General features: G+C 70.7%; 20 protein-coding genes. 15 read left to right on the top strand and 5 right to left on the bottom strand.

Annotation, left to right across the window (positions count from 1 at the left end; genetic code table 11):
- Positions 1–39: 39 nt before the first annotated feature.
- A complete protein-coding gene (locus FB600_RS17490) occupies positions 40–1308 on the bottom strand; it encodes an acyl-CoA dehydrogenase family protein (protein WP_145757150.1) in 1269 nt (422 codons plus the stop codon).
- A gap of 260 nt (positions 1309–1568) precedes the next feature.
- On the opposite strand from FB600_RS17490, the gene FB600_RS17485 reads away from it, so the two are divergent.
- The 8 genes from FB600_RS17485 to FB600_RS17450 all read left to right on the top strand — a co-directional run bounded on the left by FB600_RS17485 (position 1569) and on the right by FB600_RS17450 (position 10222).
- Positions 1569–2654 (top strand): LLM class flavin-dependent oxidoreductase, encoded by a 1086-nt coding sequence (locus tag FB600_RS17485; RefSeq protein WP_145757149.1) that lies wholly within the window; start codon positions 1569–1571, stop codon positions 2652–2654.
- A gap of 179 nt (positions 2655–2833) precedes the next feature.
- The gene (locus tag FB600_RS17480; RefSeq protein WP_145757148.1) at positions 2834–3673 is read left to right on the top strand and encodes a class II aldolase/adducin family protein; all 840 of its coding nucleotides are present in this window, start codon (positions 2834–2836) and stop codon (positions 3671–3673) included.
- A gap of 82 nt (positions 3674–3755) precedes the next feature.
- On the top strand, positions 3756–4790 hold the full coding sequence (locus FB600_RS17475) for an ABC transporter substrate-binding protein (RefSeq protein ID WP_105821299.1): 1035 nt from the start codon (positions 3756–3758) through the stop codon (positions 4788–4790).
- A 5-nt stretch (positions 4791–4795) separates the two neighbouring features.
- The gene (locus tag FB600_RS17470; protein ID WP_145757147.1) at positions 4796–5920 is read left to right on the top strand and encodes an ABC transporter permease; all 1125 of its coding nucleotides are present in this window, start codon (positions 4796–4798) and stop codon (positions 5918–5920) included.
- On the top strand, positions 5914–6816 hold the full coding sequence (locus FB600_RS17465) for an ABC transporter ATP-binding protein (protein WP_013691078.1): 903 nt from the start codon (positions 5914–5916) through the stop codon (positions 6814–6816). The genes FB600_RS17470 and FB600_RS17465 overlap by 7 nt, the downstream gene beginning before the upstream one ends.
- 36 nt (positions 6817–6852) lie before the next feature.
- Entirely contained in the window at positions 6853–8043 is a 1191-nt protein-coding gene (locus FB600_RS17460) for a c-type cytochrome (RefSeq protein ID WP_145757146.1), read from the top strand.
- Positions 8044–8126: 83 nt separating this feature from the next.
- Positions 8127–9107 (top strand): ABC transporter substrate-binding protein, encoded by a 981-nt coding sequence (locus FB600_RS17455; protein WP_098152998.1) that lies wholly within the window; start codon positions 8127–8129, stop codon positions 9105–9107.
- 233 nt (positions 9108–9340) lie between these two features.
- Positions 9341–10222 carry an MOSC domain-containing protein gene (locus FB600_RS17450; protein WP_098182085.1) on the top strand — a complete coding sequence of 294 codons (882 nt, stop codon included), beginning with the start codon at positions 9341–9343 and terminating at the stop codon, positions 10220–10222.
- A gap of 68 nt (positions 10223–10290) precedes the next feature.
- On the opposite strand, the gene FB600_RS17445 is transcribed toward FB600_RS17450, so the two are convergent.
- Together FB600_RS17445 and FB600_RS17440 are read right to left on the bottom strand one after the other, a co-directional pair.
- Positions 10291–11700, bottom strand: a complete 1410-nt coding sequence (locus FB600_RS17445; RefSeq protein ID WP_098153000.1) for a sensor histidine kinase — start codon at positions 11698–11700, stop codon at positions 10291–10293.
- Positions 11688–12368, bottom strand: coding sequence for a response regulator (locus FB600_RS17440; protein WP_025097544.1), 681 nt, complete (start codon positions 12366–12368; stop codon positions 11688–11690). Before FB600_RS17440 ends, FB600_RS17445 begins: the two co-directional genes overlap by 13 nt.
- Positions 12369–12504: 136 nt before the next feature.
- Between FB600_RS17440 and FB600_RS17435 the strand changes: the two genes are divergently transcribed.
- The 5 genes from FB600_RS17435 (at position 12505) to hpaR (ending at position 18544) form a co-directional block, all read left to right on the top strand.
- On the top strand, positions 12505–13605 hold the full coding sequence (locus tag FB600_RS17435) for an ABC transporter substrate-binding protein (protein ID WP_098182087.1): 1101 nt from the start codon (positions 12505–12507) through the stop codon (positions 13603–13605).
- Positions 13606–13733: 128 nt separating this feature from the next.
- A complete protein-coding gene (locus FB600_RS17430) occupies positions 13734–15503 on the top strand; it encodes an ABC transporter permease (RefSeq protein WP_025097546.1) in 1770 nt (589 codons plus the stop codon).
- Complete coding sequence (locus FB600_RS17425; protein WP_096751619.1) at positions 15496–16563, top strand: ABC transporter ATP-binding protein; 1068 nt, start codon at positions 15496–15498, stop codon at positions 16561–16563. The genes FB600_RS17430 and FB600_RS17425 overlap by 8 nt, the downstream gene beginning before the upstream one ends.
- Positions 16564–16723: 160 nt before the next feature.
- Positions 16724–17824: a porin gene (locus tag FB600_RS17420; RefSeq protein WP_145757145.1), complete on the top strand. Its 1101-nt coding sequence runs from the start codon at positions 16724–16726 to the stop codon at positions 17822–17824.
- A 279-nt stretch (positions 17825–18103) separates the two neighbouring features.
- On the top strand, positions 18104–18544 hold the full coding sequence (gene hpaR / locus FB600_RS17415) for a homoprotocatechuate degradation operon regulator HpaR (RefSeq protein ID WP_013691088.1): 441 nt from the start codon (positions 18104–18106) through the stop codon (positions 18542–18544).
- Between the two features lie 158 nt (positions 18545–18702).
- On the opposite strand, the gene FB600_RS17410 is transcribed toward hpaR, so the two are convergent.
- Positions 18703–19950 carry an SfnB family sulfur acquisition oxidoreductase gene (locus tag FB600_RS17410; RefSeq protein WP_145757144.1) on the bottom strand — a complete coding sequence of 416 codons (1248 nt, stop codon included), beginning with the start codon at positions 19948–19950 and terminating at the stop codon, positions 18703–18705.
- A gap of 339 nt (positions 19951–20289) precedes the next feature.
- On the opposite strand from FB600_RS17410, the gene FB600_RS17405 reads away from it, so the two are divergent.
- On the top strand, positions 20290–20655 hold the full coding sequence (locus FB600_RS17405; RefSeq protein WP_096751622.1) for a DUF3564 family protein: 366 nt from the start codon (positions 20290–20292) through the stop codon (positions 20653–20655).
- Positions 20656–21264: 609 nt separating this feature from the next.
- Positions 21265–21666: a winged helix-turn-helix domain-containing protein gene (locus FB600_RS17400; RefSeq protein ID WP_025097552.1), complete on the top strand. Its 402-nt coding sequence runs from the start codon at positions 21265–21267 to the stop codon at positions 21664–21666.
- Positions 21667–21867: 201 nt separating this feature from the next.
- Here FB600_RS17400 and treA read toward each other — a convergent pair whose 3' ends face one another.
- Positions 21868–23613, bottom strand: a complete 1746-nt coding sequence (treA, locus tag FB600_RS17395; protein WP_013691092.1) for an alpha,alpha-trehalase TreA — start codon at positions 23611–23613, stop codon at positions 21868–21870.
- Between the last annotated feature and the right edge of the window lie 88 nt (positions 23614–23701).

Genomic DNA, 23701 nt, shown 5'->3' with positions numbered 1-23701 from the left:
CCGCTTCAGCGTCGCATCCGATTCCCTCGCCAGCGCCCCTCAAGCCGCGTCGCGCGAAGCGATCTCCGCGGCCGCCGCGCGCCCCGCCGCGACCAGGATCGCGTCGTTCTGCGGCGTGTGGATCCGGCTGCACAGCACATCGCGATGATGACGCTCCAGCGGATGACGACGGCTCAGCCCGTGATTGCCCGACAACTGCAGCGCGAGCTCGGTGACGCGGATCGCGTGATTCGTCACCGTGTACTTGACCAGGCCGGCGCTCACCACGTCGGGCGGCGCGCCCGCGTCGGCGCGCTCGGTCAGCTCGTCGAGCAGCACGCGATTGGCCAGCAGCAGCGCCTCGATCTCGCCTAGCGTCTCCTGCACGCGCGGCAGCGTCGCCAGCGGCGCGCCCAGGCTGGCCGGCGCGCGCGCGTTGACGAAACCCAGCAGCCAATCGCGCGCCGCTCGCGCCACCGCATCGTAGAGGCCGCCGAGCAGCGCGATCATCCAGGCCTGCTGGTCGGCCTGCGCGCCGCTATCGGCCTGGGCCGCGCCCGAGGGCAGCCAGTCGGCCGGCGCGCGCAGGTCGGCGGCATGCTCGATGGGAATCCAGGCCTCGTCGAACACCACCTCGTGGCTGCCCGAGGCGCGCAGCCCCAGGTGGTTCCAGCTCTCGATCACGCGGATCGCCTCGCCGCCTTCGCGCCGGCGCGCCTCGCGCGGCACCAGGAACACGCCCACGCGAGGCTCGGCTTCGTCGGTGCGCGCCCACACCGCCAGCCAGCGCAGCGCCGGAACGCCGGTGCTGTAGATCTTGTGCCCCGACAGGCGCCAGCCGTCGCGGTCGCGGCGCGCGACGGTGGCCGGCAAGCCGCCGCGCGAGGGCGAGCCCAATTCGGGTTCGACGCGCAGCGCGTTGATCAGCGCGCCCTGCTCCACCGCGCTGGCATAAACCCGCCGCCGCAGCGCCTCGGGCCAGCGGCTGTCCTCGCGCACCAGCGCGCGGTGCTGCAGATAGGTCATGGTCAGCACCAGGGCGGTGGCCGCGTCGGCGCGCGCGATGCCGGCCACGATGCGGCGCGCGCGGGCCAGCGAGGCACCGCCGCCGCCCGCCGCGCGCGGCACCACCTGGGCGACCAGGCCATGCCGGTGCAACAGCGCGAGGTGCTCGTGCGCGAAGCTGCCGTCCAGGTCGTGACGCGCCGCGCCCTCGGCCAGCGCGGGCGCGAGCGCGAGCGAGGCCAGCAGCGCGTCGAGCGCGGCCTCGTCGGCGGGAGCGGGAAAGCCGGCCGCGGTCTCGACCGGGTCGCTCAGCAGGGTAGCCATCGAATTGCCATTCCTCGGGTTCGAAACGCCGGCGGCAGCCCGCCGGCAAAGGGATCGGCCATCAGCCTAAGGGCTGGGCGGCGCCCGCCAAACCATGCAAAAAAGATATTCTTTGCGCAAATAATTATTTCCATCTTGCATGATCCCGCGGCTAATCTGGCCGGCATGTTCCGGTGCGTGGCCCCCTGGTCGCCGCCGGCCCCGCCCTCTTTCCATTTCCGCCCGGCCCGCGCCGGGCCGCCCGCACCCGGAGCCCCGCGATGAGCGTCGAATTCATCGGCATGATCCAGAGCCAGAAGCAGTCCGAGATCCACCCGCCCGCGGGCCCCGTGGTCGATCGCGACTATGTGCGCGCCTTCGCCCAGGCCCACGAGCAGGCCGGCTTCGACCGGATCCTGGTGCCGCATCACTCGACCGGTCCCTCCGCGACGCTGACCATCTCCTACGCGGCGGCCGTCACCGAGCGCGTGAACTTCATGCTGGCGCACCGGCCCGGCTTCACCGAGCCGACCCTGGCCGCACGCCAGATCGCCACGCTCGACCAGTTCAGCGGCGGGCGGCTCGGCGTGCACTTCATCTCGGGCGGCTCGGACAGCGAGCAGCAGCGCGACGGCGATTTCCTCGATCACGACCAGCGCTACGCGCGCACCGACGAATACCTCGGCATCCTGCGCCGGATCTGGACCGAGGACCGGCCGTTCGACCACGAGGGCACCTATTACCGCTTCCGCCAGGGCTTCTCCGAGGTGAAGCCGGCGCAGCGCCCGCACGTGCCGATCTATTTCGGCGGCGCCTCGGCGGCCGCGCTGGAGGTGGCCGCGAAGCACGCCGACATCTACGCGCTGTGGGGCGAATCGCTCGACCAGGTGCGCGAGCTGACCGGCCGCGTGCGCGCCGCCGCGGCCGCGCAGGGCCGGCAGATCCGCTTCTCGGTATCGTTCCGCCCGATCCTGGCCGCCACCGAGGACGCCGCCTGGGATCGCGCTCGGCGCATCCTGGCCGAAACGCGCCGGCTGCGCGAGGCGGCCGGGCTGGGCGTGGGCAGCCCGCAGCAGAGCGAAGGCGCGCGGCGCCTGCTGGCCGCCGCCGAACGCGGCTCGCGCGTCGACAAGCGGCTGTGGACCGAGATCGCCCAGTTGAGCGGCGGCCGCTCGAACTCGACCGCGCTGGTCGGCACGCCCGAGCAGGTGGCCGACGCGCTGGCCGACTACTACGACATCGGCGTCTCCACCTTCCTGATCCGCGGCTTCGATCCGCTCGAGGACGCGATCGACTACGGCCGCGAGCTGATCCCGCGCGTACGCGAGCTGGCGGCGGCGCGCCAGGCAAACCGCGCCGCGGCGTGAACCCGTCAGCGTCGATTCGATTCGCACGCGCGAAGACAGCGCAAGCAAGCAGGCAGCGCGAACGGCACGGGCAGCCCCGCCGAAACCGGGCCAAGACGCACCCGCCGCCGCGACTGCCGTGACCGACCGCGGCCCGGGCCGCCACCCGCCTCCCCGCCCCCACAACCTAAGAGCCGATCATGTCCACCGTCCTGCCGCTGCAGTCCCGCACGCCTTCCGGTCTCGCGATCAATCCGCGACCGCAGCAGAAATTCTGGTTCGATCCGCCGGCGCCGCGCGCGAGCATCGCGGCCGAGCGCCGCCATCGCCAGGAGCGCCTGGCCGGCGCGTTCCGCCTGTTCGCGCGACACGGTTTCGCGCTGGGCCTGGCCGGGCACATCACCGCGCGCGATCCCGAGCTGCCCGACCATTTCTGGGTCAATCCGCTCGGCGTGCATTTCTCGCGCATCAAGGTCTCGGACCTGCTGCTCGTGAACGGCCGCGGCGAGACGGTGATCGGCGAGCGCCCGCTCAACAAGGCCGCCTTCGCGATCCACGCGGCGATCCACGAGGCCCATCCCGAGCTGGTGGCCGCCGCCCACACGCACTCGACCTACGGCAAGGCCTGGTCGACGCTGGGCCGCCCGCTGGCGCCGCTGACCCAGGACGCCTGCGTGTTCTACGAGGACCGCGCGCTGTTCGACGACTTCACCGGCATGGTGGTCGACACCAGCGAGGGCGATCGCATCGCGCAGGCGCTGGCCAAGCCCGAGGGCGGCACGCACAAGGGCGTGATCCTGAAGAACCACGGCATCCTGACCGGCGGCCCGACGGTCGAGGCGGCGGCCTGGTGGTACATCGCGCTCGACAACGTCGCGCATACCGCCCTGCTCGCCGAAGCGGCCGGCACCACGCAGCCGATCGACGCGGCCACCGCGCGCCACACGCACGGCCAGATCGGCAAGCCCGACGGCGCGCTGCAGGCCTTCGAAAGCCTCTACGCGGGGCTGGTCGAGCAGGAACCCGAGCTGCTCGACTGACCGCCGTTCCCGATTCCAGGGGCCGGCCATGCACCGGCCCCGCCACCTTCACGCCACTGCTCGCTACGTTGAGGAATCCGATATGTCTCGTCCGCTCGATACCGCATCGCCCGAGGCCGCGCGCCCGGGCCGCCGGCGCGCGCTGCGCACGGCCGGCGCCGCCGCGCTGGCGGGCGCCGCGCTGGCGCTGGGACGCAGCGCCTGGTCGGCGCCGCCGCTGCGCAAGCTGAAGTTCGCCTGGAACCAGACCGCCTTCTGCCTCACGCCGATCGTGGTCGCGCAGGAGCGCGGCATCTTCGAGAAGAACGGCCTCGCGGTCGAGCTGGTGAACTACTCGGGCTCGACCGACCAGTTGCTCGAATCGATCGCGACCGGCAAGGCCGACGCGGCGGTGGGCATGATCCACCGCTGGCTCAAGCCGCTCGAGGCCGGCTTCGACGTGAAGATCATCGGCAGCTCGCACGGCGGCTGCGTGCGCCTGCTGGGCGCCAACAAGGCCGGCGTCACCTCGCTGGCCACGCTCAAGGGCAAGACCATCGGCGTGAGCGACCTGGCCTCGCCCGGCAAGCACTTCTTCGCGATCCTGCTGGCCAGGCATGGCATCGACGCCGAGCGCGACGTCGCCTGGCGCCAGTACCCGGCCGACCTGCTCGGCACGGCTGTCGACAAGGGCGAGATCCACGCGATCGCCGACGGCGACCCGAACCTCTACCTGCTGGAGAAGCGCAGCCCCGGCCAGTACACGCAGCTCGCCAGCAACCTCTCCGACGAGTACCAGCACAAGGTCTGCTGCGTGATCGGCGCGCGCGGCGAGCTGGTGCGCAACGACCGGCCGGCCGCCGCCGCGCTGGCGCGCTCGATCGTCGAGGCCACCGACTACACGCGCGAGAACCCCAACGAATCGGCCCGGCTGTTCGCGAAGTACACGCCCAAGGTCAACCCCGAGGACCTGCGCAAGCTCTACGCGACGCTGACCTACGAGCACCATCCGACCAATGTCGACCTGCAGCAGGAAATCGCCTTCTATGCCGACGATTTCCGCCGCATCGGCGTGATGCGCAAGTCGACCGATCCGCAGCGCTTCGCGCAGACGGTCTACGCCAACGTACTGGGCTGAGGATCATGTCCACGCTCGATTCCACCCCGCTCGACCGGCACGCCGCGCGGCAGCCGGCTGCCGCGACGCCAGCCGGCCACGCCACGATCGAGGCACCGGCAGACAAGCCGGCCGCGCTCGCCTGCTCTGCCTGCGCCGCCGACGCATCGGCAGCCGCGCGAGAACCGCGCGTCTGGGGCACGGGCCTGATCGCCGCGCTGGCCTGGACAGCCTTCGGCGCCGTCGCCTGTCTCTGGCCGAACCGCGTGGTGGGCTTCGCCGACTGGGCCTATACCGAGGAAATCGGCCTCGCCGGCTGGGCCGTCGCGGCCTTGCTGGCGCTGCTGGCGATCGCGGGCCGCCTGCTCGCGCCGGGCCGCGCGCTGGTGGCACGCCTGCAGCCGGCCGGCCCCTGGCTGGCCGCGATCGCGCTGCTGCTGGCCGCCTGGGAAATCGCCACCGCCAAGACCGGCTGGCTGCCCACGCCCTTCTTCGCGCCGCCGCAGGCGCTGATCGAGGTCTACCTCGACGATGCGCCGCGGCTGGCCGGCAGCGCGCTCAACTCGCTGAAGCTGCTCGGCGTGGGCGTGGCCACGGGCGCCGCGATCGGCTTCCTGGTGGGCGTCTCGGTCGGCTGGTCGCGCGCGATCGGCTATTGGGTGCATCCGGTGCTGCGCGTGCTCGGGCCGCTGCCGGCCACCGCCCTGCTGCCGCTCGCCTTCTACCTGTTCCCATCGAGCTGGTCGGCCGCGGTGTTCCTGATCGCGCTGGCCACCGGCTTCCCGGTCGCCGTGCTGACCTGGTCGGGCGTGGCCGGCGTCGGCAAGGCCTATTACGACGTGGCCCGCACGCTCGGCGCGAATTCACGTTTCCTGGTGCTGCGGGTGGCGATTCCCGGCGCCCTGCCGCAGGTCTTCGTCGGCCTGTTCATGGGGCTGGGCGCCTCCTTCACGGTGCTGGTGGTGGCCGAGATGATGGGCGTGAAGTCCGGCCTCGGCTGGTACCTGACCTGGGCCCAGGGCTGGGCCTCCTACACCAACATGTACGCGGCGCTGATCGTCATGGCCCTGCTGTTCTCGGGCCTCATCACCCTGCTGTTCGCGCTGCGCGACCGCGCGCTCGCCTGGCAGAAAGGAACCGTCAAATGGTGAGCCCCGCCACGCTGTCCCCGGCGCCCGCTGCACGCGGCGCCGACGCGCCGATCGAAGCCGCGCGTCACGCGGACCTCACGCGCCGCGCCGATGTCGAGCGCCACGCCGATGCGCCGCGCGGCGACGATGCCTCGACCGTCACCGGCGCGCGCATCGACATCCGTCATGCCAGCCACTGGTTCGATACCCCGAAGGGGCCGCTGCACGTGCTCGACGACGTGTCGCTGTCGGTCGCGCCGGGCGAGTTCGTCGCCCTGCTCGGGCCCAGCGGCTGCGGCAAGTCCACCCTGCTGCGGCTGGTGGCCGGCCTCGAGCCGGCCACGCGCGGCTCGATCCGGCAGGACGGCAAACCGATCGAGCGGCCCGATCCGTCGCGCATCGTGGTGTTCCAGGACCCGACGCTGTATCCGTGGCGGCGCGTGCGCGCCAACGTGGCGCTCGGGCTCGATGCGCGCGGCCTGGCCCGGCGCGAACGGCACCGCGTCGACGAGGAACTGGCGCGCGTCGGCCTGAGCGAGTTCGCCGACGCGTTTCCGCACCAGCTCTCGGGCGGCATGGCGCAGCGCGTGGCGCTGGCGCGCGCGCTGGTCAACGATCCGCAATTGCTGGTGCTCGACGAGCCGCTCGGCAAGCTCGATTCGCTCACGCGCCTGACCATGCAGAGCGAGCTGGTCGCGCTGTGGCGGCGCGCGCGCTTCTCGGCCCTGCTGGTCACGCACGACGTGGAGGAAGCGCTGTTCCTCGCGCAGCGGGTGGTCGTGTTCGGGCCGCGCCCGGCGCGGATCCTCGCCGAGCTCGAGGTCGACCTGCCCTATCCGCGCCATCGCGGCGACCCGCGCCTGGCGGAGCTGCGCCGCACCGCGCTCGCCCATCTCGGCCTCGATGCGAGCTGGTAGCGCACGCGGCGAGCGGGTCCGCGAGGTGTCGTCGCGATGAGCCTGGCGGCACCCGAGGCCTGGCTCAATCCGCTGCTCGCCACGCTGCACGAGGCCCAGGTCCTGCTCGGCGCGCTGGCCGACCGGCTCGGGCTGGCCGGCAGCAGCCACGGCCAGCCGGCCTGGCCCTGGGCGCGACGCGTGGCGACCGAGACGCTGGCGATCGACCGCGGCCTGGCGCGCCGGCTCGGCCTGGCCTTGATCGCCAGCAGCGCCGCGCTGATTCTCGCGCTGGCGGCCCTGCTCGCGCGCCGCGCGCGGCTGCCGCTGGCGGGGCTCGCGCTGGCCTGCGCCTGGCTCGCGCCCTGGCCGCCGACGGCGCTGTGGCTGACCGCCGCCACGCCCACCAGCTTCCAGCGCTCGCCGCTGCCTTTCTCGATCGACACGCTCGCGCAGGGCGCTTCGTTGTACGCGCAACATTGCCTGGCCTGCCATGGCGCGCGCGGGCGCGGCGACGGCCCGCACGCCGATTCGCTGCCGGTCTGGCCGCCCACCCTGGCCGGCCCGCTGCTGGCGCGGCGGCTCGACGGCGAACTGTTCCAGCATGTCGCGAGCGGCATGCGCGATCGCCAGGGCGCCGTGACGATGCCGGCCTTCGGCGCCAGCCTCGACGATCGCGAGATCTGGGCCACCCTGGCCTACCTGCGCGTGCTGTCGGCGGCGGGCGGCGGCGCCGGCGGCGAGGGCTGGCCGGTGCCGCTCGCGCTGCCCGCGCTCGAGGTGCGCTGCGCCGACGGCGCGCCGCTGCCGCTCGCGCAATGGCGCAGCGACCAGCGCGTGCGCCTGGTCGCGCTCGACGCCGCCGCGCCGCCGCCCTTCGAGGACGCGCGCTGGCAGACCCTGCTGCTCACCCGCGACGGCCAGCCGCCCGCGCCGCCGCGCGACGGCGCGCATGGCCCGCGCGCGAGCTGCACGGCCATCGCGCCGGACGCCTGGCGAATCTTCGCGACGATCGCGAACCGCGCCCCCGATGCCTTCGCCGGCACCGAGCTGATCGCCGATCGCGGCGGCTGGCTGCGCGCGGTGGCCGCGCCCGGCACGCGCTGGTCCGACGCGAACCTGATGTGCGGCGCGACCAGCACGACGGCCGCGCGAGAAAGCCGGACCTCGGCCGGCGGCATCGACGCGCTGCTGGCGCGGATCGACGCCGAGCCGGTGGCCGACATCGAGGGCGGTTACACGCACTGAGCGCACTGAGCCTCCGGCGCAGCCCCGAACCCCGTCACGCCGGCACGAACACTCCCCTCCCATCCCCAAGGACCCATCACGCCATGAACCCGCCCCGCTCCACCAGCCGACGACGCTTCCTGCAATCGGGCGCCGCCGGTGCCGGCCTCGCCCTGCTGCCCGCGCTCGGCGCGACGGCCTTCGCGCAATCCGGCCCGCGCCCGGTGCTGAAGGCCGGCGACCAGAAAGGCGGCCTGCGCGCGCTGCTGGAGGCCGCCAATGCCCTCGGCGGCCTGCCCTACGATATCCAGTGGACCGAATTTCCGGCCGCGGCGCCGCTGGCCGAGGCACTCAACGCGGCCGCCGTCGATTGCGGCCCGATCGGCGATGCGCCGCTGATCTTCGCGCTGTCCTCGGGCGCGCGCGTCAAGGCGATCGCGGCGAACCGCTCGGACGCCTACGGCACCGCCGTGATGGTGCGGCCCGACGCGGCCATGCGCGGCGCCGCCGACCTGAAGGGCAAGCGCGTGGGCACCACGCGCGGCTCGATCGGCCACTACGTGACGCTCAAGGCGCTCGACGCGGCGGGGCTGCCGCCCAGCGCGGTGGACTTCCGCTTCCTGCCGCCGGCCGACACCATGCTCGCGCTGGCCACCGGCTCGATCGACGCCTGGGCGACCTGGGAGCCCTACACGGCGCTGGCCGAGACCAGCGGACGCGCGCGCGTGCTGGTCAACGGGCGCGGCCTGTCCTCGGGGCTCAGCTACATCGCTGCCACCGATACGGCGATCGACGGCAAGCGCGCGGTGCTGCAGGACTTCGTGCGGCGCGTGGCAGGCGCGCAGCGCTGGTCCTATCGCCACGCCGACGCGTTCTCGGCCACGCTGGCGCGCATCATCGGCATCCCCGAGGCGGCCGCCAGGCTGCAGTTCGAGCGGCGCGCCACCCAGTGGCTGCCGATCGACGCGCCGCTGGTGGCCGAGCAGCAAGCCACCGCCGACTTCTATCGCAAGGTCGGCATGCTGCGCCAGCCGCTCGACGTCGGCCCGACCTTCGACCGCGGTTTCCCGCTCGGCTCGGCCTGAGCGGGCGTGGCCCGAGCAGGGCATGGTGCTCGGGCGCTCGCCGCCGCGTGCAGGCGGCCATGCGCCGAGCGTCGACGCCGCGTCAGCGTGCTCGGCGCTTCGGCGCTTCGGCGGGCAGCGGTTCGGCGAGCGGCTGCCGGCGGCGCGAGCGCAACGCCGCCGCGACCGCGCGCCGCCGATCTGGCAAAATCCCGGATTGCCGCCCGCCATCGCGCCCCTGCCGCGCCGCTTCCATGCCGACCCTCAGCGAACTGTTCGTCTACCCCATCAAATCCTGCGCGGGCATCTCGCTCACGCGCGCGACCCTGCTCGAAAGCGGCCTCGAATACGACCGCACCTGGCTGATCGTCGAACCCTCGGGCTCGATGATCACGCAACGCACGCATCCGCGCCTGGCGCTGGTGAAGATCGCGATCGGCGAAACCGAATTGCTGATCGAGGCGCCCGGCATGCCGCCGCTGCGCACGCCGCTCGACGCGCGCGCGCTCGGCGACGCGCCGCGCCTGTCGGTGACGGTCTGGAAGGACAGCATGGAGGCGCTGGACACGGGCGAGGCCACCGCGCGCTGGTTCAGCGCCTTCCTCGGCCTGACGGTTCGACTGGTGCGCTTCGCGCCCGAGGTGCGCCGCGAGGTGACCCGCAAGTGGACCGGCGAGCTCAGCACCCACACGCAATTCGCCGACGGCTTCCCGGTGATGGTGATCGGCCAGGCCTCGCTGGACGACCTGAACGCGCGGCTCGGCCAGCGCGGCGTGCCTGCCGTGCCGATGAACCGGTTCCGGCCCAACCTGGTGATCAGCGGGCTCGATGCCTATGAAGAGGATTACGTCGAGCATCTCGACATCGAGGCCGCGAGCGGCCCGATCCGGCTGCGACTGGTCAAGCTCTGCACGCGCTGCCCGGTGCCCGACGTCGACCAGGCGCTCGGCGGCCCGAACCCGCAGCATCCGCACGAACCGCTCGACACCATGAGCGGCTATCGCGCCAACGAGCGCTTCGACGGCCAGTTGACCTTCGGCAAGCACGGCGTGCTGGTGGTGGCCGATAGCGGCGCCGGCCCGCGCGTGCTGGAAGTGGGCCAGCCGCTCGAGGCGGAAATCGGCTTCGACGCCTGAGCCCGGCGCGGCGGCGATCGCGGGACGGTTGCGGGGCGGTTGCGCCCGCAACCACCTCGCCGATCCGGCTAGGCGGTGCCCGTGCCCGGCGCCGCCGGCGCGAGCGGCAGCCGCACCGTCACCACCAGCCCGCCGCCCGGCGCATCGTCCAGCGCGATCTCGCCCTCGTGCACGCGCACGATCTCGCGCACGATCGACAGGCCCAGCCCCGAACCCTCCACCGATTCCGTCGCCGAGCTGCGATAGAAGCGCTCGAACACGGCCTCGCGCTCCTGGCTGGCGATGCCGGGGCCGTCGTCGATCACGTCGAGCCGTGCCTGCCCGCCCTCCCGGCCGATCCGCACCGTGATCACCGCGCCGTCGCCGGCGTAGCGGATCGCGTTGTCGATCAGGTTGCCGATCAGGTCGGCCAGCAGGTCGGCGCGCGCGACCACCTCGACGTCGGCCTCGTGCTCGAAGCCCAGGTCGATGCCGTGGGCGCGCGCCACCGGCGACCAGTCGAGCGTGCTGCTGCGCGCGAGCCGGTGCAGCGCCACGCGGCGACGCTCCAGCGCGGCGCCGCCGTCCGACTCGAGCCGCGACAGCGACAGCAACTGCTGCACCAGCTTCGCGGCCTGCCGCACCGCCAGCCCGGCGCGCCGCAGGTGGCCGCTCGCGCGCGCTGCCTCGGCGGGCCGCTGCGCCAGCTCGACGCCGGCCTGCACGGCGGCCAGCGGCGTCTTCAACTGATGAGCGGCATCGGCGAAGAAGCGCCGCCGCGCCACCTGCATGCGCTGGATGCGCGCGATGTACTGGTTGATCGACTCGACCAGCGGCGCGATCTCCCTGGGCAGGCCGTCGGCCGGCAGCGGCGCGGGATCGTCCTCGGCACGCGCGGCCACCGCGGCCGACAGCCGCGACAGCGGCCGCAGCCCGCGCGACACGCCGAACCAGACGATGCCGAGCGCCAGCACGATCAGCAGCGCCTCCTGCTTCAGCGAGCCGGTCAGGATCTCGCGCGCCAGCGCCTGGCGTGCCTCGATGGTCTCGCCCACCAGCACGCGCACCAGACGCGTCTGCGCGGTCGGCACGTCGTGCACCGGCAGGCGCAGCGCGGCCATGCGCAACTGCTCGCCGCGATAGGGCGCATCGTAGAACACCGGCTGGAACGGCTCAGCATTCGCCTCGGGCTGCGGCAGGTCCGGATAGCCGGTCACGTTGCGGCCGCCGTCCTCGCGGATCTGGTAGTAGATCTTGCCGCCGTCGTTGGACTCGAACATCTCCAGCGCCAGGTAGGGCAGGTCGACGATCACCTCGCCCCGGTCCAGGCGCACGCCCTCGCGGATCGACTTCAGCGAGGAGGCCAGGGTCCGATCGAAGGCGTGGTGCGCGGCGCTCATCGCGCGCTGGTAGGTCAGCCAGGAATCGAGCGCGAGCAGGCCGAGCAGCGGCGCGAGCAGCCACAGCGCGACCTGCATGCGCAGGTTCAGGCGACGCATGGGTCCTTCGCTTCCAGCAGGTAGCCGAGCCCGCGCAGCGTGACGATCGCCACGCCGCGGCCTTCCAGCTTGCGGCGCAGCCGGTAGACGTAGATCTCGATCGCGTCGGCGTTGACCGATTCGTCGATGCCGAAGATCTTCTCCGAGAGCGCCTCCTTGTTGATCGCGCGGCCGTTGCGCAGGATCAGCACCTCCAGCACGGCGCGCTCGCGCGGCGTCAGCGCCAGCGGCTCGCCGGCCAGGCGAAAGCCGCCGTCGACGCTGTCGAACTCGAGCGGCCCGCAGGCCACGCGGGTCTGCTCGTGGCCGTTGCTGCGGCGGATCAGGGCCCGCGCGCGCGCCTCCAGCTCGGTCAGCTCGAAGGGCTTGGCGAGATAGTCGTCGGCGCCGAGGTCGAGGCCGCGCACGCGATCCTCGACCGAGCCGTGCGCGGTCAGGATCAGCACCGGCACCGCGTTGCGGCGCGCGCGCAGGCGCCGCAGCACCTCCAGCCCGTCGAGCTTGGGCAGGCCCAGGTCGAGGATCACCAGCGCGTAGTCCTGGGTACGCAGCAGGTGGTCGGCGGCCTCGCCGTCGGCCATGTGATCGACGGCGAAACGCGCGGCCGCCAGCGCGTCGGTGAGCGACTGCGCCAGGGAGGGATTGTCTTCGACCAGCAGCACGCGCATCGCGACCTCGGGAAATCCATGACGAAACGGACGCTATTGTGGCCCGAAACGAAAGCAGACTGAAAGTGCCCGCCGCTTACGATCCGCGTCACACAAACGAACACAATCCCGCCCGGGGTTTCATCTGGAGGAAGACATGCAGCACGCAAAGACAGGCCGCGCGGCCGTTCTGGCCACCGCCGCCCTGCTCGCCGCCGGCGTCGTGGAAGCGCAGGTGCCGACCGGTTATCCGGGTAACTACCAGGGCGTGATCGACGCCGCGAAGCAGGAAGGCCGACTGATCGTCTACTCGACCACCGACACCAGCCTGGTGCGCCCGCTGATCAAGGACTTCGAGAGCCTGTACGGCGTCAAGGTCGAATACAACGACATGAACAGCACCGAGCTGTACAACCGCTACATCAGCGAGAACGCGGCGAAGAGCACCAGCGCGGACGTGCTGTGGAGCTCGGCGATGGACCTGCAGATCAAGCTCGTCAACGACGGCCTGATGGCCAGCTACGATTCGCCCGAGACCAGCCACATCCCCGGCTGGGCGCAGTACCAGAAGCAGGCCTACGGCACCACCTTCGAGCCGCTGGCGATCGTCTACAACAAGCGCCTGATCGCCGACAACGAGGTGCCGAAGACGCGCGCCGAGCTGATCAAGCTGCTGCAGTCGCAGCCCGAGCGCTTCAAGGGCAAGGTCACCACCTACGACATCGAGAAGTCGGGCGTCGGCTTCAACTACCTGACCCAGGACGCGCACGTCAACGAGACCGTCACCTGGGAGCTGGTGCGCGCGATCGGCGCGACCGGGCCGAAGCTGCAGTCGAGCACCGGCGCGATGATGGAGCGGATCTCCTCGGGCGAGAACCTGATCGGCTACAACATCATCGGCTCGTATGCCTATGCCAAGGCGAAGAAGGACAAGTCGATCGGCTACGTGTTCCCGCGCGACTACACCCAGGTGGTGAGCCGCCTGGCCACCATCTCGAAGCAGGCCAAGAACCCCAACGCGGCGAAGCTGTGGGTCGACTACCTGCTCTCGCAGCGCGGCCAGACGCTGATCGCGAACCAGGCCAACCTCTACTCGATCCGCGGCGACGTGCAGGGCGAGACCTCGATGACGGCGCTCACCAAGTCGCTCGGCGATTCGCTCAAGCCGATCCAGATCGGCGCGGGCCTGCTGGTCTATCTCGACCAGTCCAAGCGCCTGGCCTTCCTCAAGCAATGGCAGCAGGCCATCAAGCGCTAGACGGCCGGCGCTGAACGCGGGGCATCGCCCCGCGGCGGCGCCCTCGCCTGCCTGCGCCCCGTCCGGGGGCGCGGGCGCTCCCCACCCACTTCATACGATGCGGCCCGCGTGGCCGCAGGGGCGAACTCATGCTCACCACCAGTCCTCCCGGTGCCGCCGACGCGGCGCCATCCACGCGCGCCGGCGCCGCGATTCCCGCGCCGCGCCGCGGCGGCCTCAGGCCGCTGGCCGGCATGCTGCGCTGGCTCGTGGTCGCGGTGCTGACCGTCGCGGTCGCACTGCCGCTCGGCTTCATCCTGTTCCAGAGCCTGCTGTCGGCGCCGTTCTTCGATGCCAATCGCAGCTTCGGCCTGGACGGCTTCCGCTTCATCTTCAGCGATCCCGACTTCTGGTCGGCGGTGCGCAATTCCTTCACGATCGCGGGCGGCATGCTGTTCATCTCGATCCCGCTGGGCGGCATCCTGGCCTTCCTGATGGTGCGCACCGACCTGCCCGGGCGCCGCTGGCTCGAGCCGCTGCTGCTCACGCCGGTGTTCGTCTCGCCGATGGTGCTGGCCTTCGGCTACGTGGTGGCGGCCGGCCCGGTGGGCTTCTACTCGGTCTGGTTCAAGGAGCTGACGGGCCTGCAGACGCTGCCCTGGCAGATCTACTCGATCGCCGCGATCACGCTGATCGTCGGCCTGACCCACGTGCCGCACGTCTACCTGTATGCCTCGGCGGCGCTGCGCAACCTCGGCTCGGACGTCGAGGAAGCCGCGCGCGTGACGGGCGCGCGGCCGTTTCGCGTGGCGCTCGACGTGAGCCTGCCGATGACCATGCCGGCCCTGCTGTTCGCCGGCGTGCTGGTGTTCTTCCTCGGCTTCGAGGTGTTCGGGCTGCCGCTGGTGCTGGGCGATCCGGAAGGCCACCTGGTGCTGGCCACCTACCTCTACAAGCTCACCAACAAGCTCGGCGTGCCGTCCTATCACCTGATGGCGGCGGTGGCGATCTGCATCGTCGCGATCACCTTCCCGCTGGTGCTGCTGCAGCGCCGCCTGCTCAGGAGCGCGAACCGTTTCGTCACGGTCAAGGGCAAGGCCGGGCGCGCCACCGTGCTGCCGCTGGGCGGCTGGCGGTGGCTGGCGCTGGCGATCGTGATCGCCTGGCTGGCGCTGACCGTGGTGGTGCCGATCTCGGGCATCGTGCTGCGTGCCTTCGTCACCAACTGGGGCGAGGGCGTGGCGCTGGCCGAGGTGCTCACGCTGGCCAACTTCGTCGAGCTGTTCGAGCAGGACAACCTGGTGCGCGCGATCCTCAACACGCTCGGCATCGGCGTGATCGGCGGCGCGCTGGCGATCGGCTTCTACACGCTGGTGGCCTTCGCCGGGCATCGCCGCCACGACTGGGCCACGCGCCTGCTCGACTACCTGGTGCTGCTGCCGCGCGCGGTGCCGGGGCTGCTGGCGGGCCTGGCCTTCCTGTGGATCTTCCTGTTCGTGCCGGGCCTGCGCGAGTTGAAGAACTCGATGTGGAGCATCTGGGTGGCCTACACCGTGGTCTGGCTCGCCTACGGCATGCGCCTGATCCAGAGCGCGCTGCTGCAGGTCGGCCCGGAACTGGAGGAAGCCGGCCGCAGCGTCGGCGCGAGCCGCGCGCGCGTCTCGCTCGACGTCACCCTGCCGCTGGTGCGCTTCGGCCTGCTGGCCGCCTGGCTGCTGATCTTCATGATCTTCGAGCGCGAATACTCGACCGCCGTCTACCTGCTCTCGCCGGGGACCGAGGTGATCGGCGCGCTGCTGGTCTCGCTGTGGGCAACCGGCGCCGTCGACCAGGTGGCCGCCCTGTCCGTCATCAACATCGCGATGGTCGGCGCCGGTCTCGGCGTGGCCCTGCGTTTCGGAGTCAAACTTCATGGATAAGCTCAGCGTCGACGATCTCCATCTCAGCTACGGCAGCAACCCGATCCTCAAGGGCGTGTCGTTCGAACTGAAGGCCGGCGAGGTGGTCTGCCTGCTCGGCGCCTCGGGCAGCGGCAAGACCACCTTGCTGCGCGCGGTGGCGGGCCTCGAACAGCCGCATGCCGGCCGCATCACGCTCGATGCGCGCGCCTTCTTCGACGGCGCGCGCGGCCTGAACCTGCCGGTCGAGGAACGCTCGCTCGGGCTCGTGTTCCAGTCCTACGCGCTGTGGCCGCATCGCACCGTGGCCGACAACGTCGGCTACGGTCTCAAGCTGCGCCGCGTGTCGGCCGCCGAGACGCGCCAGCGCGTGCAGGCCGCGCTCGACCAGCTCGGCCTCGGCCATCTCGCCGGTCGCTATCCGCACCAGCTTTCCGGCGGCCAGCAGCAGCGCGTGGCGATCGCGCGCGCGCTGGTCTACAACCCGCCCGTGATCCTGCTCGACGAGCCGCTCTCGAACCTCGACGCGAAGCTGCGCGAGGAAGCGCGCGCCTGGCTGCGCGAGCTGATCGTCTCGCTGGGGCTGTCGGCGCTGTGCGTCACGCACGACCAGGCCGAGGCGATGGCGATGTCGGACCGCATCCTGCTGCTGCGCAACGGGCGCATCGAGCAGGAAGGCACGCCGGCCGAACTCTATGGCGCGCCGCGCACGCTCTACACGGCCGAGTTCATGGGCAGCAACAACCGGCTGGAAGCGCGTGTCGAGGCGGTGGCGGGGGAGCGCGTCACGCTGGCCGGCGAGGGCTGGCGGTTGCAGGCGGTGGCGCGCGAGGCGCTCGCGCCGGGCCAGCCGGCGCAGGCGGTGATCCGCCTCGAACGCGTGCAGGTGGCCGACGCGCCCGGCGCGAACCGCCTGCCGGCCGAGCTCGTCACCTCGATGTATCTCGGCGATCGCTGGGAATACCTGTTCCATTGCGGCGCGCTGCGGCTGCGCGCGTTCGGCCAGGTGCCGCGCGCGGCCGGCCCGCACTGGCTGGAGTTCCCGGCCAACGACTGCTGGGCCTTCGCCTCGGCGGGCTGAGGCCTCGCCCGCCTCGCTTCAGGCTGCCGGCCCACCGCGCCGGGCCGGCAGCCGTCGTCCGCGGGACGATCGGGCGCGGTCCTTCACGAACCATGTCGCATCACCCGCTCTTATCGCAGTCCTCATCAATCGATAACAACCAGACTGGAGACATCACCGCATGAACCCGCTTTTCCGTCCGCTCCATCGCCGCCCGCCCGCGCCGCTGGCCGCCGCCATCGCCGCCTCGTTCACGCTGGCCCCCTGCGCCGCGCAGGCCGCCTCCTCGGTCACCCTCTACGGGATCATGGACGCCGGCCTCGAATACACCAGCCATGCCGCGCCCCAGGGCGGCGACAGCTTCAAGCTGCGCTCCGGCACCAAGAACACCTCGCGCTGGGGCCTGCGCGGCGTCGAGGACCTGGGCGGCGGCCTGCAGGCGGTGTTCCGGCTCGAGAGCGGCATCGACATCGCCAACGGCACGCTCGACGACGGCGCCGATTCGATCTTCGGCCGCCGCGCCGTGGTCGGCCTCAAGGGCAAGTGGGGCGAGCTCACGCTCGGGCGCAACTTCACGGTCACCTACGACTACGTGCTGCCCTTCGACCCGATGGGCTACGCGCAGAACTACTCCTGGGCAACCAGCTCGACGGCCAGCGGCAACCGCAAGGACGGCCTGTTCACGCGCGCCTCGAACGCGGTGCGCTACGACGGCGAGTTCGGCGACTTCCGCTTCGGCGCGATGGTCGGCCTCGGCAACACGCCGGGCAGCGTCAAGACCAGCTCGAAATACGGCGTGGCCGGCGGCTACGAGCATGGCCCGTTCGCCGCGGTACTGAGCTTCGACCGCCAGAACGGCGCCAACGACAGCGTGCTGCCGGCCGACCCGGTCAACTACGCGCAGCAGATCCACGCGGCGCTCAGCTACGACTTCGGCAAGCTCAAGACCATGGCCGGTTATCGCAACTACCGCCGCAGCCTGCATGCCGGCGACGTCACGCAACTGAGCGACACCTACTGGCTGGGCGGCGCCTACCAGTTCACGCCGACTTTCACGCTGATCGCGGCCGTCTACCACCAGGACCTCAAGGGCGGCACCGACGCCGACCCGACCCTGGTCTCGCTGCGCGCGAACTACGCGCTGTCCAAGCGCACCGTGCTGTTCGCCTCGGGCGGCTTCGCCTTCGCGCGGCACGGCCAGAACACCAGCGTGTCGCGCGACCTGGTCGGCTACGCGAGCAACCAGGTGGGCGCCACGCTCGGCATCCAGCAGCGCTTCTAAGCGATGCGCCAACGAGGTGCCGCCGAGGCGCCACCAAAGCGCACGATCGTTCGCGGAAAAAACGCGGCGGCCTTCACGGCCCGCCGCGTTTTTTTGCCGGATCCGTAAAGCCGGCCTCGTAAGCACAACGAAAACCTTTAACAGTGCTTGCCGCGATCTGACGAATCCATTCACGAATCCGCGCACAAATACACACGAATTTCATCGAACCGGAGTGCCTCGGAAACATATCCTCCTGTTAAGATTGTTTCCCTGCCTGCAACACCCGAATCGATTTACATGAATCGCACGATTGACCATCGCAATCTGACGATGCTGCTGCTCGAGGCTCGTGAGACGCTGATCGGACGCTTCCGCCCGATCCTCAAGGAAGTCTCCCTGACCGAGCAGCAGTGGCGGATCATCCGCCTGCTCGATGGCGAGCCGAAGGGCGAGCTGGAAGCCGGGCAGATCGCGAAACGCTGCTGCATCCTGAGCCCGAGCCTGACCGGCGTGCTCGAGCGGCTCGAACGCGACGGCATGATCACGCGCATGCGCTCCACCGAGGACCAGCGCCGCCTGCTGGTCGCGCTGACCGAACGCAGCCGCCAGTTGGTGCGCCGGATCGCACCGCGCATCGACGACCAGTACCGTCAGCTCGAACAGCAACTGGGCTCGGATACGCTGCGCGACGTCTACTCCGCGCTCGACCGCCTGCTCGAAGTCGCCTCGCCCAACTGAGCGCGCGGCCAGCGCCGCGATCCGCTCCCCTCTCCGCCCGCGCCTCGCCGGGCCGCCGCACGATTGCCCACCCGCTTCCGCTGGACCGACGAGTCTGTTCGCCATGACTCGATGCCGTCGCGCGCGGTCGTTGGCGACGGCTCACGCGCGCGGCTTCGTCAATTCCAGGCGTGGCGCGCCGGCTTCACGCCGTTCAGGTAGTAGTTGCCGACCAGGTGATACTTCCAGCGCACCGGATCGTGCAGCGTATGCGTACGCGCATTGCGCCAGTGACGGTCCAGGCCGTGCTCGGCCAGCGTCGCCTGGGTGCCGGCCAGCTCCAGCAGCTTCTCGCCGGCCAGCAGGGCGGCCTCGGTGGTCAGCACCTTGGCCTCGCCCACCGCCACCGAGGCACGCGCCACGTCGTCCTCGCTCACCTCGCCGCGCGCGGCGATCTCGTCGAGCGTGCGCGCCGCGCGCTCCAGCAGCGCCTCGGCCGCGTGCAGGCGGATCACCAGGTTGCCGGTCTCGCGCAGCGTCAGCGGATCGTCCGCGGCGCGCTCCACGCCGCTGTCGACCCAGGCGCGCGAGCGCTCGCGCACGAAACGCAGCGTGTCGTCGAGCGCCGCGCGCGCGATGCCCGCGTCGATCGCGGCCTGGATGATCTGCGAGATCGGCCCGTTCAGGGTCGGCTGGTCCGACACGCGCTGCGCGGGAAATACGTGCGAGGCCGGCACCCGCACGTCCTCGAGCCTGACCGTGCCGCTGGCCGTGGTGCGCTGGCCGAAGCCGGACCAGTCGTCGATCACCGTGAGGCCCGGCGTGTCGCGGGGGATATAGGCGAGCCAGGCCTGCCGTTCCTCGTCGAGGCCGAGCACCGGCACGTAATGGGCGAACAGCGCGCCGGTCGAGTAGAACTTGGTGCCGTTCACGCGCCAGGTCTCGCCCTCGCGCACGATGCGGGTCTTCAGGTCGAGCACGTGCTTGGTGCCGCGCTCCGAGAAGCCGTTGCCGAAGCGGCGGCCGGCCAGCACCTCGGCGAAGAAGGCGCGCTGCTGCGCCTCGCTGCCGGTCAGCGCGATCACGTCGACCAGGCCGTAATGGTTCTGCGGCAACTGGCCGAGCGAGGGATCGGCTGCCGAGATCAGCTTGACCACCTCGGTCAGCGTCACGAAGGACACGCCCGCGCCGCCATGCGCCTTCGGCACCGTGATCGCCCACAGCCCCGATTGCGAGAACCACTCGATCTCCTCGCGCGGCAGGCGCCGCTGGCGGTCGCGCTCGATCGCGCCGGCCGCCAGCCGCGCGGCCAACTCGCGCGCCACCGCCAGCGCCTCCTGGTCGGAGGCGATCACGTGGGCGCGCGCGGCGGCGGGTGCCGCCGGCGCGTTGGCGGAGGTCGGGGTGGTGGCGTCGAGGGTGGACATCGGCATCTCCGTGCAGGCAATCGAGGGGAACGAAGCGACAGGCAGACGGCCAATCTAGCAATCGCGCCCCCGCCGCCCAAGCGATCGATTCGGGAATCGATATTCCCGCGCAGGACATCGCCGCGACACACCAGTCATCACACCTCTTCGCGCGACATGATCCACCCGATAAGGCACGAAAATGCGCAAACGATTTCGCTTCCGAGGCCGATGCAGCGAGCCTATGACGGCAGCATGCCCAGTGCGGCAATTTTATTGCGCACCCATCTTGTGTTTAGCTGGGAGACCTCTAGACTGTTTACTTTTAGCCTTCATCCATGCCATCCAGGAGACGATTCCATGCGCCTCACGATACGGATCAACGCAAGCAGCCAACCCACCTCGCGCCAAGCCTCGTACGCGGTGCTGTGGGTCGACACCGACGAGCAGCTCTGGTCGCGCGAGGCGCATCAGGGCATCGATCTGCCGCAATGGGGGAAGGTGAAGCATGTCGAGGGCGCGGTCGCGCTCTGCGCGGCCGACGGCGACGAAGCGCTGTGCCGGTTGCAGGGCCTGTCGATCGATCGCGTGATGGGCGTCGCCGCCGATGCCGGCCAGGGCACCGCGCTGCTCGGCAGCAGCAGCGCCGACGGCGCATGGCACCTGCAGGCCGTCGATCGCTGCGCGACGCAATCGGAGAACCGCGGCTTCACCGTGGTTCGCTGAAGTTTCTCGCCGAAGTTTCTCGCTGGTGTTGCTCGCCGAAGTCGCATGAGCGGCGCGTTCGCCGGCTCACTTCCAGCCAGCGGGTTCGAAGCCCTCACCTGCCGATCATCAAGGCGCCCGGCGCGATGCCGGGCACCTTTCTCTCGCGGGCCAGGTTCGCATGCGGCGCAAGCCGCACCTTGGCGGATCCGAAGCCGGCCCGGCGAATCCCGGGCTGCCCCAGCTTCCTCGCTCTCGCGCCACCGCCTTCGGTCCCTTGTCGGGCCGCCCTGAGCCGATCCACGACCGTTACGGGCGTAAATTTGCACACTTCATACCAATTCGCGCAAACGTTTCGCTCGATGCAACGTTCACGTTCCTTGACGTTACGTCACAGGGGAACAGCGCCGTAACAATTCCCCCCTTGCTACGTAACAGAGCGCCGAGCGCGCCATGCAGGCCAACGCGAAGCCAGCCTCACGCTTCCGAAGCCACCTCGACAATTCCTTTTAAATCAGTTGCTTGCGAAAAATTTCCAGTCCACTCCTCCAAACCTCGCACGCTGGCCCGCTTATTGCAGAGTAGAGGGCGTTCCGCTCCGGGGCCATCAGACTAATTGCGAGGACCATCATGGATTGCAAGTATCTGTACATCGACAACATAAAAATCAATTTCATCCGCCGCTCGATCGAGATCGAGGGCCAGCAGGTCGACATGACGCCGCGAGAATTCGACGTGGTCGAATTCCTGCTCGACAACATGAACAAGATCGTGCCGCGCCAGGCTATCCAGGAAGCCGTCTGGGGCCGCGAGCTCGGCGTCTCGTCGCGCACGCTCGACACCCATATTTCCCGCATCCGTTCGAAGCTCAAGCTCGACAACGACAAGAACATGCGGATCATCCCGATCTACTCGATCGGCTATCGGCTGGTGCTGTTCGGCGCGGCGATGACGCATGTCGAGCCGCACGACGAACCGACGCTGCGCCGCAGCCCGCAACCGGGCGCGCCGCTCACGCACGCCTTCGCCTGAGTTCCGCCGGCCGACGCGCGCGCCGCTCGCGGCTCGCGCGTCGGCCAGCCAGGACTTCGCGATGCCGCGCGGCGGCATCGCAACCCCGCCGCCTCACGGCGACTCCCTCGCCATCGATGCCTGTGAACGCAACCAGGCCGCGATGGATCACGGGCGCCGACGCAAACGTTGGCCGGCGCCCCTCCTCCCTCCAGCCGCCGCTCACTGCCCGTAACGATCGAGCAGCTTCGCGGTCACGCCATTGGTCCAGCCGAAGCCGTCCTGCAGCGGATACTCGCCGCCGCCACCGCCGCCCACGCCGGAGCCTTCCACCACATACTTCTCGACCAGCTTGCCCTCGCTCGCGTAGACGCCCTTCACGCCCTTCAGGAAGCGCTGGCCGATCTCGTCGGCGAGCGGCCGTTCGCCGTAGCGCGACAGCCCCTCGATGGCGATCCACTGCAGCGGCGCCCAGCCGTTCGGCGCGTCCCATTGCTGCCCGGTGTTCTGCGTGGTGGTGGCCAGCCCGCCCGGTTGCAGCAGCGTGTCGCGCACGTGCTGGGCGGTCGAGATCGCATGATCCGGCGTGGCCACGCCGGCGAACAGCGGGTACAGCGCGGCCGCAGTGAGGCCGTCGCGCGGCTGGCCGAGCTGCCAGTCGTAGTCGCCGTAATAACCGTTCGCGTTCCACAGCCAGTGATTGATCGCCGCGTCGCGGCGCGACGCGCGCGCCGAGAAGTCGGCCACGCAGGCCGCGTCGTGCGTGACCGTGCAGCCCGTCACGATGGTCTTCTCGAGGTGGTACATCAGGCTGTTCAGGTCGATCGGCACGATCGCGGTGGTGCGGATGGTCGCCAGCGTCTTGCCGTCGCCGAGCCAGCGCGAACTGAAATCCCAGCCGCTCTCGGCGCCCGCGCGCAGGTCACGCCAGACTTCCGGAGCCGGCCGGCCAGCCGCCGACTTCGCGGTCTGCACGTCCTCCAGGTAGGACTCGTCGCGCGGCGTCGCGCTCGCATCCCAGTAGCGATTCAGGACCGCGCCGTCGGGCATCGTCACCACGTGCGCGGTGGCCGCGCCGCGCGCCGTGCCGGTCTCGCCCTGCATCCAGTACGCGTATTCCTTGCGCAGCGCCGGCAGGTACTTCTGGTAGACGCCGTTGCCTTCCTTCTCGGCGGCCAGCTCCACCATGTAGGCGAAGAACGGCGGCTGCGAGCGGCTCGCGTAGTAGGTGCGATTGCCGTTCGGCACATGGCCCACGGTATCGATCAGGTGCGCGAAGTTGTCGAGCATGTCGTCGACCAGGTCCTCGCGGCCGGCTTCCTGCAGGCCCAGCATCGTGAAGTAGCTGTCCCAGTAGTAGCCCTCGCGGAAGCGCCCGCCCGGCACCACATAGGGCTTGGGCAGCGTGATCAGCGAGCCGTTGGGCGAGGCGCCCTCGGTGGTGCGCGTCAGGTGCGGCCACAACCAGTCGATATGCGCGCGCAGCGTCTGGTTCGCCGGCGGCGTGACCACCGCGTCGACCGGCGGCTTGAAGTGCTGGGTGACGAAGTCGCGCAGCGAGAAGCCCGGCGCGTCCTTCTGCTGCGCGTAGAGCCGCATGATGGTGGCCGCGTCGGCGTCGGGCGTGGTGTCGACGAAGGTCTTCTGGTCGGGATAGATCTGCTGGGTCTGCACGGCGGTGAACAGTTCGCCGTACAGCTCGCTGGGCGGCGGCAGCACGCCGCTCGGGCGCGTCTGCGGCGGCACGGCGGCATCCTCGCCGGGGCGCACCACGGGCTGCGTGTCGGAGCAGGCCGGCAGCGAGATGCAGGCGGCGGCCAGCACGAAGGCGAGGCTGGCGCGGCGGCGCAGCGTGCGCGGCAGGTTCGGTCGGCGCGCGACGGCGTTCGCGGCGAAATGTTTCGCTGTGCGATCGAATGCGGCTTCCGGAGAAGGGTTCGACGCGTGTCGGGCTGGAATGACGGCCATCTTCGGTCCTTTGTTATGAATTCCGGGAATCCGATGATGCCCGAGGCGGGCGCGGGCCGCGCCGGCAGTTCTGCGAGCTTGTCAGGCG

The organism is Burkholderia sp. SJZ089 (assembly GCF_007828315.1).
GTDB classification, from domain to species: Bacteria; Pseudomonadota; Gammaproteobacteria; order Burkholderiales; family Burkholderiaceae; genus Burkholderia; species Burkholderia gladioli.
This window is presented reverse-complemented; position numbering and strand designations above follow the sequence as displayed.